Source organism: Mycobacterium sp. NPDC004974 (assembly GCF_053600815.1).
The window spans coordinates 39,637-62,295 of sequence record NZ_JBSGAQ010000002.1; the positions used below are offsets into that span (position 1 = coordinate 39,637).

Sequence of the window (22,659 nt, forward strand, 5' to 3'; positions counted from 1 at the left end):
TGCTGGCGTTGTGAGGCCTGCGGTCAGACCCTCTGGGCGTGAGCGCTTTGTCGTTGTCCGGGTTCCAACACCGCTGGTTCTTCCTGTGTGCACTGGTTGCCGTCGGAATGCTCGCCCTCTACGTTCAGCGGTACCGGGCGAAACGCATCCCCGTGCTCAGGTTCGCCAACATGGATGTGCTGACTGCGGTCGCCCCTTCGCGGGTGCAGCGACTGCGGCACGTGCCCGCGGCCCTGCTGCTGATCTCTCTTCTGCTGCTGACCATCGCCCTGGCCGACCCGACGCGCGATCACCTGATACCGCGCAATCGTGCGGTGGTCATGCTGGTCATCGATGTCTCAGAGTCGATGGCGGCCGACGACGTCGCCCCCAACCGGCTGGCGGCCGCCAAGGAGGCGGGCAAGAAGTTCGTCGACGGACTCAACCCGAGCGTCAACCTCGGGTTGATCGCATTCGCCGGTACCGCCACGTTGTTGGTACCACCGACGACCAAGCGGGCACCGATGAAAGCCGCGATCGACAAGCTCGAACCGGCCGAACGCACCGCGACCGGCGAGGGCATCTACACCGCACTGCAGGCGATCGCGACGGTCAGCGGGGTGATCGGCGGAGGTGACGGCCCGCCGCCCGCACGGATCGTGCTGGAGTCCGACGGCAAGGAAACCGTGCCGCTGGACCCCGACCAGCCACGAGGGGCGTTCGCCGCCGCACGCGCCGCCAAGGCCCAAGGAGTCCCGATCTCGGTAATCTCCTTCGGCACCCCCGACGGCTACGTCACCCTCAACGACCAGAAAATCGCAGTACCCGTCGACGACCAAACCTTGCAGGAGATCAGCAAGCTCTCCGGAGACGGCCGGGTGTTCCACGCCGACACCATCGGCTCCCTGGAGGAGGTGTACAGCACGTTGCAGCAGCAGATCGGGTTCCAACTGGTCCCTGCCGATGCCAGTGCCGGATGGATCATTCTCGCCACCCTGACGCTGGCCGCCGCGGCTGTCGCCGGGCTCGCGCTCAATCGGCGGTTGCCGGGCTGATCCCGGTCAGACCAAGGCCGCGCTGGCACGCGCGATCGCCAGCTCCTCATTGGTCGGCACCACCAGCACCGTCACCGCCGAGTCCGGTGTCGAGATCCGTCGGGCTTCGGGCGACCGCAACGCGTTGAGTTCCTCGTCGATCTCGATCCCCAGCCCGGTCAGCCCGGCCAGCGCGTCGCGGCGTACCCCTGCGTCGTTCTCGCCCACTCCCGCGGTGAAGCTGATGACATCGGCGCGGCCCAGCACCGCCAGGTACGCACCGACATACTTGCGGAGCCGGTGGATGTAGACGTCGTAAGCCAATTGTGCGTTCTGATCGCCGGATTCGATCCGGGCGCGCAATTTGCGGAAGTCGTTCTCGCCGCCGAGGCCACGCACCCCCGACTGGCGGTTGAGCATCGTGTCGACGTCCTCGACACTCATGCCGGCCTCGCCGCACAGGTACATGATGATGCCCGGGTCGACGTCGCCGCTGCGGGTGCCCATCACCAGGCCCTCCATCGGCGTCAGGCCCATCGACGTGTCCACCGGCCTGCCGCTGGCGATCGCCGATGCCGACGCACCGTTACCCAGATGCAGGACAATCTGATTCAACGACTCGTACGGCGTACCGAGGAACGCGGCGGCCTGCCGGCTGACGTACTCGTGCGAGGTGCCGTGGAAACCGTAACGCCGGATACCCCAGCGCTCGGCGACCTCGCGATCGATGGCGTAGGTCGCCGCGGCCTCGGGGAGGTTGTGGAAGAACGCGGTGTCGAACACGGCCACGTGCGGCAGGTCGGGCAGCAGCTTGCGCGCCACTTCGATACCCAGGATCGCCGGCGGATTGTGCAGCGGGGCAAGTGGAGACAGTTCTTCGAGCTTGGCGACCAGCGTGTCGTCGATGACGGTCGGCCGGTAGAAGGTGGTCCCGCCGTGCACCACCCGGTGACCGACCGCGGACAGTCCCAGCGTGGCGATGTGCAGGCCCTGGGCGGCGAGCGCCTCGTGCGCCGCGTGCAGCGCGGCCTCATGATCGGGCACCTGCGCCGAGCCGATCTGCTCGATGATGCCGTCGGCCAGGAACTCCCCTGAATCCGGTTTGACCACCGCGTATTTCAGCGACGAGGAACCGGAATTGAGCACCAGAACCGTCATGAGTTTCCTTGCGCCTGAATCGCCGTGATCGCCACGGTGTTGACGATGTCCTCCACGAGCGCCCCTCGGGACAGATCGTTGACCGGCTTGTTCAAGCCCTGCAGCACCGGGCCGATCGCGATGGCGCCGGCACTGCGTTGCACCGCCTTGTAGGTGTTGTTGCCGGTGTTGAGGTCCGGGAAGATCAGGACGGTAGCGCGCCCGGCCACGGGTGAATCGGGCATCTTGGTCGCCGCCACCGACGGCTCCACCGCGGCGTCGTACTGGATCGGCCCCTCCACCAACAGGTCCGGCTCCCGCTGGCGCACCAGTTCGGTTGCGGCCCGGACCTTGTCGACATCGGCACCGGTACCCGAGGTGCCCGTCGAGTAGGACAGCATGGCCACCCGCGGATCGATGCCGAACTGCGCGGCGGTGCGTGCCGAGGAGATCGCGATGTCGGCAAGTTGTTCGGAGGTCGGGTCGGGCACGATCGCGCAGTCGCCGTAGGCCAACACCCGGTCGGCCAGGCACATCAGGAAGATGCTCGACACCGTCGAGATTCCCGGCGCGGTGCGGATGATCTCGAAGGCCGGACGCACGGTGTGCGCCGTGGTGTGCGCGGCACCCGACACCATGCCGTCGACCATCTCGTTGTGCACCAGCATCGTGCCGAAGTACGAGACGTCATGGATGATCTCGCGGGCCTGCTCGACCGTCACGCCCTTCTTGCGGCGCAGTTCGGCGTACTGCTCGGCGAACTGGTCGCACAATGCGCTGGTGCGCGGGTCGAGGACGACGGCCGCATCGATGTTCACCCCGAGTTCCGCTGCCCGGGAACGGATCTGGCTTTCCTCACCGAGGATGGTCAGCTCGGCCACCTCGTGCTGCAGCAACCGGCCCGCGGCCTTGAGGATGCGGTCGTCGGTGCCTTCGGGTAGCACGATGCGCCTGCGGTCGGAGCGGGCCCGATCGAGCAGCTGGTAGGTGAACATCTGCGGCGTGGTGACCGCGGGGATCGGGATGCTCAACTGTGCGATCAGATCGTTGACGTCGACGTGCTTGTCCATCAGCGCCAGCGCGGTGTCGATCTTGCGCTGCGATTTCGCCGTGACCCGGCCGCGAGCGCCTGCGACCCGGCTTGCGGTCTCGAAGGTGCCGTACTTGGTGGCCACGATGGGCAGCCGCAGCCCGAGCCCATCCACCAGCGACGCGACGGCCGGGTGCAGATCGAGGCCGCCGTTGAGGATGATGCAGGACAGTGACGGAAAGCCTTCTGCCGCATGAGCACTCACGACTGCCAGCACCACGTCGGACCGGTCACCCGGGGTCACCACCGCGACGCCCTCGGTCAGTCGCTCCAGGCAGTGCTCGGCGGTCATACCGGCGACCATCACGCCCATCGCCTCACGGGACAGCAGCTCAGGATCCCCGGCGATCATCGTGCCGTCGACCGCCACCTTCAGTTCGGCGACCGACGGGGCGACCAGCAACGGCTCCTCGGGAAGCACGTAGGCGGGCGGGCCGAGCGGTTTGAGGGCCTCGGCCACCGCGGTCAACTGGGCCGGGTCGCACCGGTTGGCGACCACCGCCGCGGCGTGCGCATGCTGGTGGTTCAACTCGGCCAGGCACACCTCGACCACGTGGGCGACCTCGTCGGGCGTGCGGTCGGCGGCCTTGACCGCGAGCACCACGGGCGCGCCGAGGTTGACCGCGATGCGCGCGTTCATGCTCAGCTCGCTGGGGGTGGCGACGTCGGTGTAGTCACTGCCGACGATCAGCACGGCGTCGCACTTCTCGGCCACGCGATGGAACCGGTCGACGATTTCGGCGATCGCGACGTCGGGGTCCTCGTGCACCTGCTGGTAGCTGACGCCGACGCAGTCGTCGTAACTCAGCCCCGCGGTGGTGCCGGCCAGCAGCAATTCGAGGATGTAATCGCGATCCTCACCCAGGCGCGTGATGGGCCGGAATACGCCCACCCTGGGTACGGTCGCAGCAAGCCGATGCAGCATCCCGAGTGCGATGGTCGACTTGCCGGTATCACCTTCTGGTGACGCAATGTAGATCGCGGTAGCGACGACTGCCTCCGGCACTGATACAGCTTCCCTCATCAGGGTTTGGACGGCCAGATGCTCTGCTTTTTGCTCAGCGCAGCTGACGCAGCGCATCGGCGAATTCGGTGCAGAACCAGTCCACATCCGACAAAGAGAATACCAGGGGGGGTCTCACCTTCAGCACACTGCCCTGTGTCCCGCAAACCGAGATGAGTACGCGCCGGTCGCGCATCGCGTTGACCAGATCGTGGGCGCCGGCCCGATCGGGGGTCAATAGATCAGGGTCGGTCACCATCTCGATCCCGATGTACAGCCCGGCGCCACGGACATCGCCGACGCGCGGGTTCTCGGCGGCCACCCCGGTGAGCTCGTCACGCAAGACGGTGCCGACCTTGGCCGCGTTGGCCATCAGCTGCTCGTCCTCGATGACGTCGAGCACCGCGCCCGCCGCGGCCATCGACACCGGATTGCCGCCGAAGGTGTTGAAGTACGGCACCTCGCGGGCGAACGCCTCCAGCACCTCACTGCGGGCGGCCATCGCCGCCACCGGCAACCCGTTGGCCATCGGCTTGCCCATGGTGACCAGGTCGGGCACGACGCCGTGGCGGGTGAAACCCCACATCGCCTCCCCGGTGCGGCCGAAACCGGGTTGCACCTCGTCGGCGATGAACACCCCGCCGGCCGCGCGCACCGCCGCCACCGCCGGCGCCAGCACCGCGGGGTCGGGGTAGATGCCGTCGGAAGAGAAGAAGGTGTCGACGATCAGGCAGCTCAGCCCGTGACCGGCCGCCTTCAGATCAGTGATCGCGGCGTCGACATCGGCCAGGAACCGGCCGGCCACATCGTCGCCCGAGCGGTAGCTGTCCGGCGCGGCCACGGCGCGCACATGCGGACCGATGCTGGTGGCGCCGCCGATCGACGGTGAAATCGCCGTCACTGCTTCGGTATTGCCGTGGTACGCATCGCGGGTGACGATCACACCGCGTGCCCCGGTACACATCTGGGCGACCCGCAGGGCCAGATCGTTGGCCTCCGAGCCGGTGCAGGCATACATCACCCGGTCGACTTCTCCTGGGAGCGTGGCCAACAACCGTTCCGAGTACTCCACGATGCCGTCGTGCAGGTATCGGGTGTGGGTGTTGAGCGTCTCGGCCTGGCGGGTGATGGCGGCGACCACGCGCGGGTGACAGTGCCCGACGCTGACGACGTTGTTGTACGCGTCGAGGTAACGCTCGCCGTCCGCGTCGAACAGGTGGCTGCCGCTGCCCCGGACCAGGTGTACCGGCCGTTCGTAGAACAGCCGGTACGCCGGGCCCAGCAGGTGCGAGCGGGCCTCGATCAGCCTTTCGGTATCAGGATCGGTCGCCAGACCTCCCGAATAGCTGTTGGAGTCCATGATGTTCGAGAAACCCATGGCACCCGCATTCCTTTCACTAACGCCGACGCGGCCCGCCGCTAACGTTCGTGCGCTTCCTCCAACACTGTGCGCCCCAGATCGGAATAGCGTTGCGGATCCCTGAATTTCAGGAACAGCGCCCACAGCACCCCACCGATTCCGGCGATGCCGACAACATACGGGATCGACGTGAAGATCCAGTCCGAAGCGGCTGAACCCGCAGCGAACGACGCGTTCTTGGCGAGCAGGTAGATGACGTAGAGCATGCCGACCCCGCCCAGCAGCGGTGCCAGGAACGTGGTGAACCAGTTCGCGGTCTCCGGATGCCGCTTCTGCACGTGGAAGAACGAGATCACGGAGAACGCCGCCAGGGCCTGCACGATCATGATGGCCGTGGTGCCCAGCAACGCCATCAGGCCGTAGAGCCCGGTGTAGGGGTCACGCCCGGTCAGGTCGAAGAACAGCACCACGACGGTGGCGAAGCCGGTCTGTACGAATCCGGCGATGTGCGGTGAGCCGTGCACCGGATGGGTGGCGCCGATGGTCTTGCGCATGCCGGGGATGACGTTCTCCCGCCCGAGGGCGTACAGGTAGCGGGCGGCGCAGTTGTGGAAGGCCATGCCGCAGGCGAATGAGCCGGTCATCAAAAGGATCTTGAACAGGTCCACGGCCCACTCCCCGAGATGCTGCCGCACCGGGGTGAAGAAGATATCGCCCGCGGTGGTCGAATCCTGCGCCAGCGCAATCGCATTCTGCGGACCGGTGCCGACGATGGCCAGCCACGAAACGATGATGTAGAACGCGCCGATGCCGACGACCGAGCAGATCACCGCAATCGGGATGATCTTCTTGGGGTTTCGGGACTCCTCGCCGTACATGGCGCTGGACTCGAAGCCCACCCACGACCAGAACGCGAAGAACAGGCCGACGCCGGCCGATCCGGCGACGGTGATCATGCTGCCGTCGACACCGGCCACCTCACCGGAGAGACTCTGGAAACCGTTGAGCGGGTTGAGCGATCCCAGCGACCAGCCCTGCGGACCGCCACCGGTGAACACCACGGACAGCGCCATCATGGCGAGCATGATGATCTCGGTGATCAGGAACACCCCGAGCACTTTCGCCGCCAGATTGATGTCGAAGTAGGTCAGCACGGCGTTCACGGCCAGCATCACCACGGCGAAGATGACCCACGGCACGTCGATGTTGAAGAACGACTTGAACAGATCGTTGCCGAAGAACGAGAAGATGCCGATCAGCGACGCCTCGAACACCATGTAGGCCAGCGCGGTGAGGAATCCCGCACCCAGGCCGACGACGCGCCCCAGGCCGTGCGAGATGTATCCGTAGAAGGCGCCGGTGGCGGTGATGTGCTTGCTCATCGCCGCATAGCCGATGGCGAACAGGGTCAGCACGATGGTGGCGACGAAGTACCCGGCGGGCGCGTAGGCGCCGTTGCCGAAGCCGACCGCGATCGGCACGTTGCCGACCATGGCGGTGATGGGAGCGGCCGTGGCGACCGCCATGAACAGCACGCCGACCAGTCCCACGGCGTTGGGTTTGAGACGTTGGATAGAGGTGCCGGACGGGGCCGGCGGATCGATGATCTCGCTCATTGCGGGTCCTAACTGAAGGACGGTTTTCGGACCACTATTTGGTCTGATTGTTCGGCGTCGACGACGGCTTTGTAGTGCGACGCAGCACATTGTTATCCCGCCCAGATCATCGGGCAACTCGAAACTTGTTGCGGGTCAAGCGCTTTGTTGCCGTTATGTTTCGAACCTGGGAGTCGTGCAACGAGCAGGTTAATCGGTGGGTTTTGGTCTGCTCGCGGGCGTCGATTTGGTCCACACTCGGAGCATGTCCCTGACATCCGGCGGCCCCGTCGCCGAGGACGTGCGTCGACGCATCCTGTCCATGTTGGCCCTGGGCACCCTGCGCCCCGGCTCGCGACTGGGCACCGAGCGTGAGATGGCGGAGAGCTTCGCGGTGTCGCGATCCACCCTGCGCAGCGCGCTGCTGCCGTTGAGCCAGGCCGGTGTGCTGGAGCGCCGGACCGGGCGCAACGGCGGCACGTTCGTGCGGGCCGACGTCGTGGAACGCAACGCAGCGGAGTTGGCCGGGCTTCCTGCCCGGCTGCGCAGCAGCGGTCACAGCAGCGCCACCCGGGTCCTGGCGACCGATCGCAGACCGGCCACCCAGGTGGAGTCGCGTGCGCTCGAAATCGCCGATGGCGCAGAGATATTCACGGTCCGTCGGTTGCGCTACGCCGACGGTGTGCCGCTGTCGGTGGACCTGTCCTGCTTCGTGGCCGAGCGCATGGAGGACCTGCTGGAACAACCGCTCGGCGGTTCGCTCTATGAGTTGGTGCGGGTGCGGTACGGCCTGACGCCTGCAGTCACCACCGAGACCATCGAAGTGGTCAGCGCCAGCCCTCGCGAGGCGCAATGGCTCGGCATCGCCCAACGCAAGCCACTATTGGCGATCACGCGCATCACGCGCGACAGCAGTGGCGAGCCATTCGAGTACGCCTCCGACCTGTTCCGCGCCGACCGGGTCCGGCTCACGGCGACGAGCCATGGCGCGGTCGGCGCGGTGGAGCGCTCAGTGAGCAGCGCCTGAGCCGCCCAACTCAGCCCAGCTTGCGCAGCCGGGGCTCCAGGTCCTTCTTGAACAGGTCGAGGAACCGGCGCTGATCATGCCCGGGCGCGTGGAACACCAGGTGGTTCAGGCCCCACTCGACGTACTGGCCGACCTTCTCGACCGCCTCGTCGGGATCCGACGCGACGATCCAGCGCTTGGCGACCTGCTCGATGGGCAGGGCGTCGGCGGCCTTCTCCATCTCGATCGGGTCCTCGATCGAGTGCTTCTGCTCGGGCGTCAGCGACAGCGGCGCCCAGAACCGGGTGTTCTCCAGGGCCAGCTTGGGGTCGGGATCGTAGGAGATCTTGATCTCGATCATCCGGTCGATGTCCTCGGCATTGCGCCCGGCGGCCTCGGCGCCTTCCTTCACGGCGGGGATGAGCTTGTCCTTGTACAGCTCCGCACCCTTGCCGGAGGTGCAGATGAAGCCGTCACCCGCGCGGCCCGCGTACTTGGCCACCACCGGCCCGCCCGCGGCGATGTACACCGGGATGCCGCCCTCGGGCACGTCGTAGATCGAGGCGCCCTTGAGCTTGTAGTACTCGCCGTCGAAATCGACGCGGTCGCCCACCCACAGCTCGCGCATGAGCTTCACCGACTCGCGCAGCCGGGCGAAACGCTCCTTGAACTCCGGCCACTCCCCGATGTAGCCGGTGGCGATCTCGTTGAGCGCCTCACCGGTGCCCACCCCGAGGAAGATCCGGCCCGGGTACAGGCAGCCCATGGTCGCGAACGCCTGCGCGATCACCGCCGGGTTGTACCGGAACGTGGGCGTGAGCACCGATGTGCCCAGCACCAGCCGCTCGGTGCGCTCGCCCACCGCCGTCATCCAGGCCAGTGAGAACGGTGCGTGCCCGCCCTCGTGGCGCCAGGGCTGGAAATGGTCGCTGACCGTCGCACTGTCCATTCCCGCCGCTTCGGCCAGCACTGCCAGCTCGACGAGTTCACGCGGGGCAAACTGCTCCGCCGATGCCTTGTATCCCAGTTTCAGTTCAGCCACGGTTCGTTTCTACTCCTATGCCTAAACTCGCGACATGGCAGCAGCCCTGACCGCGATCACCGAGCATGTGCACTTCGCACAAACCGACTTGGTCAACTGGACGCTGGTGACCGACGGAAGCCGGGTCATGCTGATCGACGCGGGGTTCCCGGGGCAGCGCGAGGACGTCATCGGCTCGGTCCGCCAACTGGGGTTCACGGTCGACGACATCGCCGCCGTCCTGCTGACCCACGCCCACATCGACCACTTCGGAACCGCCATCTGGCTGGCGAAAAACCATGGCACACCGGTCTTTTGCCATTCCACCGAGCTCGGGCACACCAAGCGTGAGTATCTCGAGCAGGCCGCGCCGGCCGATGTGGTCCGCAACATCTGGCAGCCCCGCTGGCTGAAGTGGGCGGCCACCATCACCGCCAAGGGCGGGATGAACCACGCCGGCATCCCGACCGCGCGGGCGCTGACCGACAACGAAGATCTCCCAGGCAATCCGGTGCCGGTTCCCACCCCGGGGCACACCGGCGGACACTGTTCCTTCATCGTCGACGGGGTTCTGGTCAGCGGCGACGCCCTGGTCACCGGACATCCCCTGCTGCGGCACACCGGCCCGACGCTGCTGCCGGCCCTGTTCAACCACGACGAGGAGGGCTGCCTGACCAGCCTGAAGACGCTGGCGGCAGTCGATGCCGAGGTGATGCTGCCCGGACACGGTCCGCTGTGGCGCGGATCGATCGCCGACGCCGCCTCCGCCGCGGCGGCCCGGCACGCCTAGTGCTGCAAGATGCGGTACCCCAGCAGGAAGAACCCGGTCAGGCACAGGCCGCAGGCCAGCACGATCGTCGGCATCAGGACCAACTGATCGAGCTCGTCTGGGTCGAACACCTCGTCGTCGTACACCGACCCGAACAGCACCTTGGCAAACGTGGTCCGGCGAAAAGCGTGCATCCGTCGTTGTGATTCCGCCGAGTCCGCCCGACGACCGATGAACAGCCGCAAAGCCACCCCGGTCGCGAACACCACCGCAGCCGCTGCCAGCAGCAGCGATCCCACGATTACCTGCAGACTCGGCATCGCAGGCCAGCCTAGTCGCTAACCGCCCCACCGCTGCGCTATCAGCCGGTGGGAGCGCAAACGGTCCTCGTGCCGGTGCGTCACCGAGGTGATGACGAGTTCGTCCGCCCCGCTCACCCGTTGGAGGGCCGCCAGCCGCGCGACCACCTGATCGGGGTCTCCGACGAATTGCGTTGCGGTACGGTCCCGGACCACCTCCAGCTGTTCGTCGGACAGCGGTCCGCAGTCGGCCGGATCCGGGTAGGGAATCGCGCCGCCGCCGGCCCGGATCGAGTACACCCAGTGGCCGTAGCTGGACGCCAGATACCGTGCGGTGGCTTCATCCTCGGCCACCACCACGTCGGCCGATACCGCCACGTACGGCTCGGACAGGTACTCCGACGGGGTGAATCCGTTGCGGTACACCTCGATTGCCTCCAGCGCGGTGGCCGGGGTGATGTGATAACTGGCCACGAACGGCAGCCCACGCGCGGCGGCGACGCGGGCGCTCTGCCCCTTGCTGCTGCCGAACACCCACGGGGTCAGGCCGGCGCCGGCGCCTGGCACGGCTGTGCCCACCTCGTAGCGGCCGGCGAGCATGGCCAGGATGTCATCCAGCTGTTCGGCGAAATCCGGTGTGACAGCTTCGGGTTGCTGCAACACCGCCATCCGGGACCGCACCTGCGGGTCCCGCATCAGCGCGCTGACGTTGTACGGAGCCGGGACCACCACGCCATCGACCTCGTGCCACTCCCTCGGCGGCCGTGGCTCGCGGGGCTTGTCCCGCACCGCTTCGGCGCGTTTCTGCCCCGAGCGGCCCACCCCCAGATCGATCCGGTCGGGATGGAACGCGGCCAGTGTGCCGAAGCTCTCCACCACGGCGACGGCGGTCGTGTGGCCGAGTTGCACAGCCGCGGTGCCGACCCTGATCCGTTCGGTGGCCGCGGCGATCTGCCCCACCAGAACGGCGGGTGACGAGCTGGCCACCGATACGAAATGATGCTCGGCGACCCAATACCGTTGAAAGCCCCACTGTTCGGCGTGCTGAGCCAGGTCGACGGTGTTGCGCAGGGCGGTCACGGCGTCGCTGCCGGCACTGATGGGAGCCAGGTCGAGAATCGATAGCGGCACCGTCATGTGCCGTCCTCCCTCGACAGCTCCTTCTCGAAGGCGATCGGACAGACCGCCCCCTCCCCCTCGGCCGGCATCGGGGCGATCAGTCGGCTGTAGCCCGCCGAGTCGTAGAGCGCTTCAGCCTCGGGTTGGAGGTGACCCGTCGTCAGATAGACCCGCCGGTACCCGCGTGCGGCGATCTCGCGTTCGAGGTGGGCCAGCAGCACCCTGGCGTATCCCCGCTGCCGATAGCGACTGTCGGTCCAGATGCGTTTGAGCTCGGCGGTGTCGGCGTCGAATCGGGTGAATGCCCCGCCGGTTACCGGCACGCCGTCGAGCACCCCGATGTACAGGCCACCGCCGGGCGGGGCGAACTCATCGGCGGACTTCCCGCGCAGCCAAACCATCATCTGTTCGGGTGTTCCGCCGTAGCGCCCCGAGTACTCCACCGACAACTCGGCCAGCAGCGGGGCGGCCAGTGGATCATCCAGGCCGACCGCGGCAAACCGCACACCACTCACGGGGGCTGACTTAACCACCGTTCCGACATTCACGCCTGCTTCAACGCACAGTGCCGGCCGGGATATGCCCACAGGCTCAGCCTGAACAAAACCCTGCCGAGCCGCTCATTTCCTGGCGAGGTAGTAGTAGTTCGCCGGGTCCTGCTCGATCTCGGTGACTTCCACATCGGTGAATCCAGCGTCGGTCAGCATCGACACGGCCAACTGCCTGCCCCACATCGTCCCCAGCCCGGCGCCTCCCAGGCCGAGCGAGACCGACATGCAGTGCGTCAGCGAAACCGCGTAGCGATACGTGCTCATCGGGGCGCCGATGTTGTCCTCCAGCCGACTGGAAGCCTTGATGTCGGCCATCACCAGGACTCCCCCCGGCCGCAGGGAGCGATGGATGTTCTCCAGTACCCGGGCCGGCTGCGCCTGGTCGTGGATCGCGTCGAAGGCGGTGACGAGGTCGTACGCCCCGGTCTGGTCCAGGTCGGCCAGGTCGGCAGGCAGGAACGAGACATTGGTCAAACCGCGTTGCGCCGCATCGGCGGCCCCGGTGCCGACCGCTTCCGCCGAGAAGTCGATACCGGTGAATCGGCTGGCCGGATAGGCCCGGGCCATCAGGCCGATCGCGTACCCACTGCCACATCCGAAATCGGCGACGTCGATTCCGCTCTCGAGCCGTCGCGGAAGGCCATCGACCAATGGCAGCACGGAACTGAGCAGGGCGGCGTCGAAAACCTCTCCACTGCGTTCGGCCATCACGGTGTGGAAGCGCGGGTAGTCGTCGTAGCTCAGACCGCCCCCATCGCGGAAGCAGCCGAGGATCTCCTGTTCGACTTCGCACATCAGCGGGACGTACTGGGCCAGGCGCGCCAGATTGCCCAGGCCGGCGTCGCGCGTCAGCGCCGCGGCACGGTGGCCGGGCAACCGATACGTCGAGGACTCCACGTCGTAGTCGACCACCCGCGCCGCGGCCATCCCGCCGAGCCATTCACGGACGTAGCGTTCGTCGAGGCCGGCTGCGTCGGCGATCTCGGCGCTGGTTGCCGACGGCAGGTTCGCCATCGCGTCGAACAGCCCGGTCTGATGGCCGAGGCTCATCAGCAGGACCAGGCCCGCGCTGTCGATCGCCGAGGTCATCCGTTCGGAGAAGTCTTCAACCGTCTCGGTAACTGCCTGCTGGTCAGTGCCATTCACCATCACGCCCGCCCAGACTACGCCGCCTCGGCCACCCCCTTCCGCGCAAAACTTGACACGTGTAAAGTTCGCCGCCATGGACAACATCAGGGGCAAGACCATCGCGATCACCGGCGCCGCGCGCGGCATCGGTTACGCCACTGCCAAGGCCCTGCTGGCCCGGGGCGCCCGCGTCGTGATCGGCGACCGTGACGTGGCGCTTCAGGAGTCGGCTGTCGTCGAGTTGGGCAAGCTCGGCCCGGTGTCCGGCTACCCGCTCGACGTCACCGACCGCGAATCGTTCGCGACGTTCCTGGACAAGGCCCGCACCGACGGCGGCGGGCACATCGACGTGCTGATCAACAACGCCGGCGTCATGCCGATCGGCCCGTTCCTGGAGCAGTCCGAGCAGGCGATCCGGTCATCCATCGAGGTCAACGTGTACGGCGTGCTCACCGGTTGCCAGTTGGCATTGCCCGAGATGGTGAAGCGCCGCAGCGGCCACGTGATCAACATCGCGTCGCTGTCGGGACTGATCCCCCTGCCCGGCCAGGTGGTCTACGTCGGCGCGAAGTACGCCGTGGTCGGACTGACCACCGCACTGGCCGACGAAATGGCCCCGCACGGAGTGGACGTGTCGGTGGTCATGCCGCCGTTCACCAACACCGACCTGATCGCGGGCACCAAGTCCAGCGGGGCGATCAAGCCGGTCGAGCCCGAGGACATCGCCGCCGCCATCATCAAGACGCTCGACAAGCCGAAGACCCACGTGTCGGTGCCGCCGCCCCTGCGTTTCACCGCGCAGGCCGCCCAGATGCTGCCGCCCAAGGGCCGGCGCTGGATGAACAAGAAGCTGGGCCTGGACAGTGTGTTCCTGGAGTTCGACGCCGCCAAGCGCAAGAGCTACGAGGACCGGGCCCAGTCAGCCCAGGGCGTCATCGACTCCGACGGGAAGACCTAGCCGAAGGTCGGCAGCTCGGCTCCGTGACGGTAGCCCTCGATCACATCGAGGGCGCCGTCGAGCAATTCCTCATGGGTGAATTCGTAGCGCTCGACGCTGCCGACGAACACCACCCGCACGATCTCGCCGTCCTCGGCCGCATCGAGCCACAGTGAGGTCACCGCGAGGCCGTCCTGGACCTGAGCCCCGGATGGCTCGTAAAACCACACGGCGTAGTCGTCGTCCGACTGTTCCTCGTCGAACTCCCAGCCGCGCTGGGTGATTCGCTCGTCGAACTCGGCCAGATCGGCGACCACAGCGTCGGGGATGTCCGCCAGTTCGTCGACGGACTCCGCCGACACCCGGTTCACACTCCGGACGGCCTGCCGCTTGCGGCGGCGGGCCTTCTTCTCGTCGGATCCGCGTGACACGGGCTAGCCCAGCGCCTGGTCCAGGTCGGCGATCAGGTCCTCGGTGCCTTCCAGACCGACGGAGATGCGGACCACGCCGTCGCCGAGCCCGATGGCCGCGCGCCCCTCCGGGCCCATGGCCCGGTGTGTGGTGGTGGCCGGATGGGTGATCAGGGACTTGGCATCGCCCAGGTTGTTGGAGATGTCGATGACGCGCAGCTTGTCGAGCACCTCGAAGGCGCGGTCCTTGCCGCCGTCCAGTTCGAAGGTGACCACGGTGCCGCCGCCGCGCATCTGCCGCTGGGCCAGGTCGTACTGCGGATGAGACTCCAGGAACGGGTATTTCACCCAGTTCACGCCGGCCTTGGCCTCCAGGAACTCGGCCACCGAGTGCGCCGAGCGGTTCGAGTAATCCACCCGGACCGCAAGCGTCTCAAGGCCTTTCAGCAGCGTCCAGGCATTGAACGCGCTGATCGCCGGGCCGGTGTGACGCATGAGCTTCTGCACCGGACCGTCGATGAACTCCTTGTCACCGAGGATCGCCCCGCCGAGCACCCGGCCCTGACCGTCGATGTGCTTGGTGCCGGAGTAGACCACAACGTCCGCGCCGAGCGGCATGCCCTGCTGCAGAAGCGGAGTGGCAAAGACGTTGTCCAGCACCACCTTTGCACCGGCAGCATGCGCCAGCTCGGACACCGCGGCGATATCCACCAGGGACTGCATCGGGTTGGACGGCGTCTCGAAGAAGACCGCCTGGGTCGGGACCGACAGCGCCTCTTCCCACTGTGAGAGGTCGTCGCCGTCGACGAACACCGTCTCCACGCCCCAACGCGGCAGGATCTCGCTACACACCACGAAGCACGACCCGAACAGGCTGCGGGCGGCCACCAGGCGGTCGCCCGCCCCCAACAACGCCCCCAACGCGGTGAACACCGCCGCCATGCCGGTGGCAGTGGCGAAGCACGCGGGTGCACCCTCGATCAGGCGCAACCGCTCCTCGAACATCGAGATGGTCGGGTTGCCGTAGCGCGAATACACGAAGCGGTCGATCTCGCCGGTGAACGCCTTCTCGGCCGCAGCGGCGGTCTCGTAGACGTAGCCCGAGGTCAGGTACATCGCCTCGGCGGTTTCCTCGAACTCCGACCGCAGCAGACCGCCGCGCACGCCGATGGTGGCCTGGCTGACGCCGTCGGGCAGGGCAGCCGGGATCCGGACAGATGGGATGTCGGTCATCGGGCCCTCAGCTCTGCTTCCACGGCAGACCGACGGCCTTCCAGCCGGTACCCCCGCGGTGGCGGTTCTCGTCGAGATTGCCTTCGAATCCGTCGAGGATGTTGTAGGACGGCCCGATGCCCGCCGCGGTGGCGGCCTCGGCAGCGCCGATCGAACGATTGCCGGAGCGACACAGGAAAACCACCGGCCGTTCGCCCGGCGTCACACCCGACGCCTGAAGATCGTCGACGAACGCGTCGTTATGGCTGCCGTCGGTACGGTTCCATTCGACGTAAACCACGTCACGCTCAAGGCTGGACAGATCCGGGGCACCGACGAAGCGCCATTCGGCGTCGGTACGACAATCCACCAGCACGGCCTCGGAATTCTCACTCAGAATTTTCCAGGCCTCCTCAGGCGTGATGTCTCCTGCATAGCTCACGGGCGTGAGTCTCCCATACTCGAACAGACGCGCCATTGGCCGTCCTCACGCACGAACGACGTCTCGGTGTTCACCTTGGCGTCGGGGGTGTTACCGAAGTGGTAGACCACCGTTGCGGTGGCCCGATCCCCCTCGACCTTGACCTCCGTCACGTCGTCCACATACCTGGCGCCCTGCCTGGTCACCGAATCACGCTGCCGGGCAATGAAATCTGCCTCGGCCCCACGCTGGACGGTGCAGGTGTAATCCGAGAATTCGCCGAAGTTCTCCCGCTGCAGCGCGTCATTCTGGCCGACCGCCGCGAGGCTCACCTTCTGCTCCTCGCTGCGCCCGTCGGTGCCGAAGACGTTGAGCAGAACGACAACGATCACCACGAGCACAATGACGGCCAGCGCACCCAGGAACGGCGCCATCGTGGGCCGATCGGATTGCGAAAACTCGGTGCCTTCTGTGTCCTCAGCCATATCCCGACCTACCACAGCTTGCGCAGCGCGGTGCCGACGCGGCGGGCACGGTCACGGGCGATGATCACGTCAGGGGCGGTGGCCAGCGCGACGCCGAGACGGCGCGGAGCGTCGGATTCGCCCGGGCGACCGAAGAGCCGCACATCGCTCTCCGAGGTGGCCAGCGCTTCGGCCAACACCGTGCTGATGTCGGCCGACGGCTCGCCGGCGTCGGCCCCACCGTAGGTGACCTCGGCAGCCGCCGGGGAGATCATGATGGTGTCCACCGCCAGGCCCAGAATCGCCCTGGCATGCATCTCGAACTCCGACAACCGCTGCGACCGCAGCGTCACCAGCCCGCTGTCGTGCGGACGGATCCGTACATCGGAGAAGTACACGTCGTCGCCCTGGACCAGCAGCTCAACCCCGAAAACCCCGCGACCGCCCAGCGAGTTGACGATCCGCGCGGAGATCGACTTCGCGGCATCCAGCGCAGCCGGCGACAGCGGCTGAGGCTGCCAGGACTCCAGCACGTCGGTCCCCACCTGACGGTGCCCGATCGGCTCGCAGAACTGCACGCCCGGACCGGTCGGACCGGTGGTGCGCACAGTCAGCATCGTGATCTCGTATTCGACCTCGACGACGGACTCGGCCAGCACCCGGTTCTGAGCGATGTGTCCGGCGGTGGTGGCACGCTGCCAGGCCGGCTCGACGTCGTCGGGACGGAGCAGCACCGACTCGCCGTCGCGCTGGGCGCCCATCACCGGCTTGACCACCAGCGGGAAGCCGGCATGCTCGGCCACCGCGGTCAGCTCCTCGACCGACCCGGCGAACCAGAACGGCACCGTAGGCAGGCCCAGCTCGTCCGATGCCAGCCGGCGCAGCCCCTCCCGGTCCTGGCTGAGCCGGATGCTGCGCGGGGCCGGCAGAACCTCGATGTCGCCCCGCTCGGCCACGGCGACCAATGCGTCGGCGGCGATGACGCCCGACTCGGCCACCACGTAACGCGGCTTCTCCCGCTCGATCAGCGCGGTGAGTTCCTCGGCGTCGTTCATCTTGATCACCGCCGAGCGGTCCGCGACGCTGTGTGCGGGCGCGTAGTACCGGTCGGCGGCCACCACGACGCCGCCCAGCCGCTGGAACGCCAGCGCGAGCTCACGGCTCAGGTCACCCGAACCCAGCAGCAGCACTGTCGCCGCAGGGTCCGTGGGCCCACCGGCGCCGGCTTCTGATCCGTCGTTCGCGGCCTCGGCCGGAGCATCTTCGGCGCCGTCGACCTGATCGTCTGTCAGGTCATCGGTCTGCGCGTCCTCAATCGATTCACTCATCGCACGCACCAGCCTGCCAGATCGTCACCCGACTCGATGGTCGATATAGCACCAACGCCAACTCTCGCCGGGTTCCGCCGAACGCATGACCGGATGACCGCTCTGCTGAAAGTGCTTGGTGGCATGCTGATGCGGGCTCGAGTCACAGCAACCGACGTGGCCGCAGGCCAGGCACATACGAAGATGCGCCCAGTTGTTCTCGCCGTCTTCCTCGCATTCCTGGCAGCGACCGGGGGTCAACGGTTGCGGCTCGTCGACCGCTGCCTCGAGATGTTCGCAGGTGCGAGGCGCCGGATTCTGCTCCCGTCGGCGTGATCTCCTCAACATGTTGATCAAGGATAGGCACGGCACACGAAGGAGGAACGACAACGTGGGTGCCTCACTCCTGGCGGCACTGGTCGCCGCAATTCTGCTGGCCGCCGTGGCCCGCCGCTTCGACGTCTCGGCACCGCTGGCGCTGGTGGTGGCCGGGCTGGCCAGCAGCGCGATACCAGGCTTCGACGACGTGCACCTGGATCCCGACCTGGTGCTCTTCGTGATCCTGCCGCCGCTGCTTTGGTCGGCGGGACTGGAGAGCAGCTACCTGGCGATGCGCAAGAACGTCAGGACGATCGGGCTGTTGGCGATCGGTCTGCCGTTGGCCACGACAGTGGTCGTCGGCGTGGTCGCGTTTCACACCGTGCCCGAGCTCACCATCGCCGCCGCACTCACCCTGGGCGCCATCGTGGCACCGCCCGACGCCGTGTCGGCGACCGCAGTCGGCCGCCGGCTCGGGCTGCCGCGCCGCATCATGACGCTGCTCGGCGGGGAGAGCCTGCTCAACGACGCCACCGCGCTCACCGCGTACAAGGTGGCGCTGGCAGCCGCAATAGGCGCATCGGCCACCTGGGCGCGCGGTCTCGGCACCTTTGCCCTGGCCGCAGTCGGCGGTGTGGTGGTCGGCGTCACGCTGGGCATGGTGGTGCACTACATCCGGACCAGGCTCGACGATCCGCTGGTGGAGAGCGCCATCGGCCTGGTGGCACCTTTCACGATCTACCTCGTGGCCGAAGAAGTGCACGGCTCCGGGGTGATCGCCGTGGTGGTGGCGGCATTGCTGCTGGGACAGCGCGAGACCGACGCCGGCTACGCGACCCGGCTACAGGACTCTGCGGTGTGGAAGGCATTGCAGCTGGTGCTCGAGTCGTTCGCCTTCTTCCTGATCGGGCTGCAACTGCCCAAGGTGATCGGCGAACTCACCGGGATCTCGGCGGCCACCCTGGCGATCTCGTCGGCGGCGGTGCTCACGTCGGTGATCATGGTGCGGATCATCTGGGTGTACTGCTTCGCCTACCTGCCGCGGCTGCTGTCCAAGAAGGTGCGGGCCCGTGAACCGATGCCGACCCCGGGGCAGGTGTTCATCCTGGCCTGGGCGGGCATGCGCGGGGTCGTCTCGCTCGCCGCGGCGTTCGCCGTCCCGGCCACGACGCTGTCCGGTGACCCGTTCCCCGGCCGCCCGCAGTTGGTGTTCCTGACCTTCGTCGTCGTGGTCGGCACGCTGTTGCTGCACGGTTTGACGCTGCCGTGGTTCATCAGGGTGCTCGGGGTGCAGGGCAACGAGGAGCATGCCGACGCGATCGCAACCGCGGCCGCACAGGACCGGGCGGCCCGGGCCGCCGCGGACCGGCTCGACGAACTGCTCTCCGAACAAACCCCCGGCAGTGACGTACCCGAACGCGCCGGCGAGATCCTGCGGGCCTGGAATACCCGGCGCCGCAATGCCGCCTGGGAACGGCTGGGCCGCGGCGAAGACGACATCGGAGAGAGCCCCGCCTCAGCCTTCCGCCGTCTACGGTTGGAAATGCTTGCCGCCGAACGGCAGACATTCATCGCCGAGCGCGATGCCGGGCACATCGACGATGAAGTACTGCGCACCGTGCTGCGCGGTCTCGATCTGGAAGAGGCGACACTGAACCGTGATTAGGCGTTTGACGTGGCTGGCCGTGCTGGTCGTGGTGGTCTCCGGCGGGCTGCTGGGCCTGCTCAGCGGCGGCGACGCCGCCTCCCAGTCGCCGGTCGCCGTTCCGTCCGACGCCGAATCGGCCCGGGCCGACGCCCTGCGGGCCGATTTCCCCGGCGGAGATCAGGTTCCGGCGATCCTGGTGGTGACCCGCACCGACGGCGGTGAGCTCACCATGGCCGACGTCGACGCCACCGCCGATGCGCGCCACCGGATGACCGATGCGCCCGGACCGCCCGTGGTGGTCGCCGACGACGGCAAGGCGGCAGTGGCCACCGTGCCGTTGAAGGCCGACCTGTCCGGTTTCGGTCTCAACGACGCGGTGAAGGATCTGCGCGCGACCGCTGCCAGCGGCTTGCCGCCCGGGCTGCGGGCCGAGATCACCGGTGGCCCGGCGTTCGGTGCCGACATTGCCAATTCGTTTGCCGGAGCGAACATCACATTGCTCGCGGTGACCGCGACCGTGGTGGCGCTGCTACTCATCATCACCTACCGCTCACCGGTGCTGTGGCTGGTGCCGCTGCTGGTGATCGCCTTCGCCGACCGCGTCGGCGCCGTCGTCGGGACCGCGGTGGCCTCCGGATTCGGCCTCAGCCCGGACGGTTCGACATCGGGCATCACGAGCGTGCTCGTATTCGGTGCGGGCACCAACTATGCGTTGCTGTTGATTTCGCGGTACCGGGAGGAGCTCGGGCGCACCGAGCAGCACCGCGAAGCCCTGGTGGTTGCGGTACGTGCCGCCGCCCCGGCGATCGTGGCGAGTAACGCCACCGTGGTGCTGGCCCTGCTGACCCTGCTGTTCGCCTCCGCACCGAGCAACCGCAGCCTCGGTGTGCAGGCCGCATCGGGCCTGGTGGTCGCCGCGATCTTCGTCCTTGTCGTGTTGCCGCCGCTGCTCGCCCTGTGCGGCAAGCGGTTGTTCTGGCCCTTCATCCCCAAGGTCGGCGCCACGCCGCTGACGGAAAGCGGTGTCTGGCACCGGATTGCGGACTCCGTGGCGCGCAAGCCCGCCCGCGTCGCGGTGGCCTCGCTGGCCGGCCTGGCCGTGCTGTGCACCGCCCTGCTGGCCACGCCGATCGGGCTGACCCAGACCGAGCAGTTCCGGGTGCAGGCCGAATCGGTGACCGGATACCAGACACTGGCCGCGCATTTCCCGAGCGGCCTGACCGACCCCACCCGCGTCATCGCCTCCACCGCCAAGGCAGGTGAGGTACAGCGGGCGATCACCGACACCCCCGGCGTCGTCTCCGCCAACCCCGCCGGTCAGTCGCAGACCGGGCTGACACAGTGGTCCGTGGTGCTCAAGGCCGAACCCGCCTCCGATGAGGCGTTCGAAACCATTGACGCGCTGCGTGATTCGGTCCGGTCCGCCGACCCGACCGCGGTCGTGGGCGGGTCCGACGCCCAGGCCAGGGATGCCGCCGCGGCAGCCAAGCGCGACCGGCTCGTGGTGATCCCGGCGATCCTGGCGGTGGTTCTGGCAGTGCTCTACGTGCTGCTGCGCTCGGCGTTCGCACCACTGGTGCTGGTCGGGGTCACCGTGCTCAGCGCGCTGGCCGCACTCGGCCTGGGCGGCTGGGCCAGCGTGCATTTGTTCGGCTTCCCGGCACTGGACAACAGCACCCCGCTGTTCGCGTTCCTGTTCCTGGTGGCGCTCGGAGTGGACTACACGATCTTCCTGGTGACGCGGGCCCGCGAGGAGACCCCGGAATACGGCACACGCCAAGGCATCGTGCGCGCGGTGTCGGCCACGGGCGCGGTGATCACCAGTGCCGGTGTGGTGCTGGCGGCGGTGTTCTGCGTGCTGGGCGTACTGCCGCTGATCGTGCTGACGCAGCTGGGCATCATCGTCGGACTGGGCATCCTGCTCGACACGTTCGTGGTGCGCACGGTGATCATCCCGGCGCTGTTCACGTTGATCGGCCCGCGGATCTGGTGGCCGGGCCTGAACGCCGAGCGCTAGGGCTGCCTACCATGTCCCACGTGGAGGAGTTGACGCTGCCGACCAAGCTCGGCCGGCTCCGGGTTCAGGTCACCGGTCAGGGTGAGGCGATCCTGTTCTGGCCGAGCCTGTTGATGACGGGCGACATGTGGGCCTCGCAGGCAGCGGAGTTCGGGACCACCCACCGGGTCATCCTGGTCGACCCACCCGGACACGGCGGCAGTGAAAAGCTCACCGCACCATTTAGTTTCGCCGACTGCGCAGATACCGTCGCCGAAATCCTCGACGGCGTGGGGGTCGAACGCACGCATTTCGTCGGCAACTCGTGGGGCGGCATGATCGGCGGTACGTTCGCGGCGTCGCACCCGAATCGCATCGGCCGGGCCGTGTTGATGAACTGCACGGCGTCGGCTGCCGGCCGGCGTCAACGGTTCGAGTACGGGCTGCTGCTCCGCGCGGCAAAAGTGCTCAACGGCATTCGCGGCCCCCTCACCCGGTCAGTGCTCAAGGCGTTCCTGGGGCCGACATCGATGCGGGTACGCCCGGAAGTCGTCGCATTCGTCGGCGACGCCGCGCACCGGGTCGACATCGACTCGAGCGCATGGGCGGTGCGAAGCGTGGTGCCGCGACGCCCGGATCAGCGGGCCCTGCTCTCACAGGTACGAACCCCAGTGCTCGTGGTCGCCGGCGCCGAGGACGCGACGTTCCCCCTCTCCGAGACCAAGGCCATGGCCGATTCCATCCCCGGCGCCGAGTTCGTAGTTCTCGACGGCGTCGCACACCTGGCCGCCCTGGAGAATCCCGCCCTCGCCAATACGCTGATCAGGGACTTCCTCGGGCGCGCGTAGCGTCGAA

At 67.5% G+C, this 22,659-nt stretch carries 22 protein-coding genes; 7 read left to right on the forward strand and 15 right to left on the reverse strand.

Features of this window, described 5'->3' with window-relative positions:
* Nucleotides 1-38: 38 nt before the first annotated feature.
* On the forward strand, nucleotides 39-1,034 hold the full coding sequence (locus ACWEFV_RS05165; protein ID WP_450069305.1) for a VWA domain-containing protein: 996 nt from the start codon (nucleotides 39-41) through the stop codon (nucleotides 1,032-1,034).
* 6 nt (nucleotides 1,035-1,040) lie between these two features.
* On the opposite strand, the gene ACWEFV_RS05170 is transcribed toward ACWEFV_RS05165, so the two are convergent.
* From ACWEFV_RS05170 to ACWEFV_RS05185, 4 genes are read right to left on the reverse strand one after another with little or no spacing between them, the layout of a single operon-like run.
* Nucleotides 1,041-2,171: an acetate kinase gene (locus tag ACWEFV_RS05170; protein ID WP_450069306.1), complete on the reverse strand. Its 1,131-nt coding sequence runs from the start codon at nucleotides 2,169-2,171 to the stop codon at nucleotides 1,041-1,043.
* The gene (gene pta / locus ACWEFV_RS05175) at nucleotides 2,168-4,246 is read right to left on the reverse strand and encodes a phosphate acetyltransferase (protein WP_450069307.1); all 2,079 of its coding nucleotides are present in this window, start codon (nucleotides 4,244-4,246) and stop codon (nucleotides 2,168-2,170) included. The genes ACWEFV_RS05170 and pta overlap by 4 nt, the downstream gene beginning before the upstream one ends.
* A gap of 52 nt (nucleotides 4,247-4,298) precedes the next feature.
* The gene (locus tag ACWEFV_RS05180; RefSeq protein ID WP_450069308.1) at nucleotides 4,299-5,621 is read right to left on the reverse strand and encodes an aspartate aminotransferase family protein; all 1,323 of its coding nucleotides are present in this window, start codon (nucleotides 5,619-5,621) and stop codon (nucleotides 4,299-4,301) included.
* Nucleotides 5,622-5,662: 41 nt separating this feature from the next.
* Nucleotides 5,663-7,219 (reverse strand): APC family permease, encoded by a 1,557-nt coding sequence (locus tag ACWEFV_RS05185; protein ID WP_450069309.1) that lies wholly within the window; start codon nucleotides 7,217-7,219, stop codon nucleotides 5,663-5,665.
* A gap of 244 nt (nucleotides 7,220-7,463) precedes the next feature.
* On the opposite strand from ACWEFV_RS05185, the gene ACWEFV_RS05190 reads away from it, so the two are divergent.
* The gene (locus tag ACWEFV_RS05190; RefSeq protein WP_450069310.1) at nucleotides 7,464-8,225 is read left to right on the forward strand and encodes a GntR family transcriptional regulator; all 762 of its coding nucleotides are present in this window, start codon (nucleotides 7,464-7,466) and stop codon (nucleotides 8,223-8,225) included.
* A gap of 10 nt (nucleotides 8,226-8,235) precedes the next feature.
* On the opposite strand, the gene fgd is transcribed toward ACWEFV_RS05190, so the two are convergent.
* Complete coding sequence (fgd, locus tag ACWEFV_RS05195) at nucleotides 8,236-9,246, reverse strand: glucose-6-phosphate dehydrogenase (coenzyme-F420) (RefSeq protein ID WP_450069311.1); 1,011 nt, start codon at nucleotides 9,244-9,246, stop codon at nucleotides 8,236-8,238.
* 34 nt (nucleotides 9,247-9,280) lie between these two features.
* Here fgd and ACWEFV_RS05200 point away from each other — a divergent pair, with 34 nt between their 5' ends.
* Entirely contained in the window at nucleotides 9,281-10,015 is a 735-nt protein-coding gene (locus tag ACWEFV_RS05200) for an MBL fold metallo-hydrolase (protein WP_450069312.1), read from the forward strand.
* Here ACWEFV_RS05200 and ACWEFV_RS05205 read toward each other — a convergent pair.
* From ACWEFV_RS05205 to ACWEFV_RS05220, 4 genes are all read right to left on the reverse strand, one after another.
* Nucleotides 10,012-10,314 carry a hypothetical protein gene (locus ACWEFV_RS05205; RefSeq protein ID WP_135452126.1) on the reverse strand — a complete coding sequence of 101 codons (303 nt, stop codon included), beginning with the start codon at nucleotides 10,312-10,314 and terminating at the stop codon, nucleotides 10,012-10,014. The two genes, ACWEFV_RS05200 and ACWEFV_RS05205, sit on opposite strands and share 4 nt — an antisense overlap.
* 18 nt (nucleotides 10,315-10,332) lie before the next feature.
* On the reverse strand, nucleotides 10,333-11,430 hold the full coding sequence (locus ACWEFV_RS05210; RefSeq protein ID WP_450069313.1) for an LLM class flavin-dependent oxidoreductase: 1,098 nt from the start codon (nucleotides 11,428-11,430) through the stop codon (nucleotides 10,333-10,335).
* Nucleotides 11,427-11,927 (reverse strand): GNAT family N-acetyltransferase, encoded by a 501-nt coding sequence (locus ACWEFV_RS05215; protein ID WP_450069314.1) that lies wholly within the window; start codon nucleotides 11,925-11,927, stop codon nucleotides 11,427-11,429. The genes ACWEFV_RS05210 and ACWEFV_RS05215 overlap by 4 nt, the downstream gene beginning before the upstream one ends.
* A gap of 105 nt (nucleotides 11,928-12,032) precedes the next feature.
* Nucleotides 12,033-13,112, reverse strand: coding sequence for a class I SAM-dependent methyltransferase (locus ACWEFV_RS05220; protein ID WP_450069737.1), 1,080 nt, complete (start codon nucleotides 13,110-13,112; stop codon nucleotides 12,033-12,035).
* A 73-nt stretch (nucleotides 13,113-13,185) separates the two neighbouring features.
* Here ACWEFV_RS05220 and ACWEFV_RS05225 point away from each other — a divergent pair, with 73 nt between their 5' ends.
* Nucleotides 13,186-14,049, forward strand: a complete 864-nt coding sequence (locus ACWEFV_RS05225) for an SDR family oxidoreductase (RefSeq protein WP_450069315.1) — start codon at nucleotides 13,186-13,188, stop codon at nucleotides 14,047-14,049.
* Here the strand turns inward: ACWEFV_RS05225 and ACWEFV_RS05230 are convergent.
* Genes ACWEFV_RS05230 through ACWEFV_RS05255 form a run of 6 tightly spaced genes read right to left on the reverse strand, consistent with a single transcriptional unit; the run spans nucleotide 14,046 to nucleotide 18,190 of the window.
* Entirely contained in the window at nucleotides 14,046-14,459 is a 414-nt protein-coding gene (locus tag ACWEFV_RS05230) for a hypothetical protein (protein ID WP_135452116.1), read from the reverse strand. The two genes, ACWEFV_RS05225 and ACWEFV_RS05230, sit on opposite strands and share 4 nt — an antisense overlap.
* Before the next feature lie 3 nt (nucleotides 14,460-14,462).
* The gene (locus ACWEFV_RS05235) at nucleotides 14,463-15,671 is read right to left on the reverse strand and encodes an O-succinylhomoserine sulfhydrylase (RefSeq protein WP_450069316.1); all 1,209 of its coding nucleotides are present in this window, start codon (nucleotides 15,669-15,671) and stop codon (nucleotides 14,463-14,465) included.
* 7 nt (nucleotides 15,672-15,678) lie between these two features.
* The gene (locus ACWEFV_RS05240) at nucleotides 15,679-16,092 is read right to left on the reverse strand and encodes a rhodanese-like domain-containing protein (protein ID WP_450069738.1); all 414 of its coding nucleotides are present in this window, start codon (nucleotides 16,090-16,092) and stop codon (nucleotides 15,679-15,681) included.
* Nucleotides 16,089-16,556 (reverse strand): Rv0361 family membrane protein, encoded by a 468-nt coding sequence (locus ACWEFV_RS05245; protein ID WP_450069317.1) that lies wholly within the window; start codon nucleotides 16,554-16,556, stop codon nucleotides 16,089-16,091. The genes ACWEFV_RS05240 and ACWEFV_RS05245 overlap by 4 nt, the downstream gene beginning before the upstream one ends.
* A gap of 8 nt (nucleotides 16,557-16,564) precedes the next feature.
* A complete protein-coding gene (purT, locus tag ACWEFV_RS05250) occupies nucleotides 16,565-17,863 on the reverse strand; it encodes a formate-dependent phosphoribosylglycinamide formyltransferase (RefSeq protein WP_450069318.1) in 1,299 nt (432 codons plus the stop codon).
* 24 nt (nucleotides 17,864-17,887) lie between these two features.
* Nucleotides 17,888-18,190 carry a UBP-type zinc finger domain-containing protein gene (locus ACWEFV_RS05255; RefSeq protein ID WP_135452105.1) on the reverse strand — a complete coding sequence of 101 codons (303 nt, stop codon included), beginning with the start codon at nucleotides 18,188-18,190 and terminating at the stop codon, nucleotides 17,888-17,890.
* 43 nt (nucleotides 18,191-18,233) lie between these two features.
* On the opposite strand from ACWEFV_RS05255, the gene ACWEFV_RS05260 reads away from it, so the two are divergent.
* Genes ACWEFV_RS05260 through ACWEFV_RS05270 form a run of 3 tightly spaced genes read left to right on the forward strand, consistent with a single transcriptional unit; the run spans nucleotide 18,234 to nucleotide 22,652 of the window.
* Complete coding sequence (locus ACWEFV_RS05260; protein ID WP_450069319.1) at nucleotides 18,234-19,826, forward strand: Na+/H+ antiporter; 1,593 nt, start codon at nucleotides 18,234-18,236, stop codon at nucleotides 19,824-19,826.
* Nucleotides 19,819-21,825: an MMPL family transporter gene (locus ACWEFV_RS05265; protein ID WP_450069320.1), complete on the forward strand. Its 2,007-nt coding sequence runs from the start codon at nucleotides 19,819-19,821 to the stop codon at nucleotides 21,823-21,825. Before ACWEFV_RS05260 ends, ACWEFV_RS05265 begins: the two co-directional genes overlap by 8 nt.
* A gap of 11 nt (nucleotides 21,826-21,836) precedes the next feature.
* Complete coding sequence (locus ACWEFV_RS05270) at nucleotides 21,837-22,652, forward strand: alpha/beta fold hydrolase (RefSeq protein WP_450069321.1); 816 nt, start codon at nucleotides 21,837-21,839, stop codon at nucleotides 22,650-22,652.
* Nucleotides 22,653-22,659 lie beyond the last annotated feature (7 nt).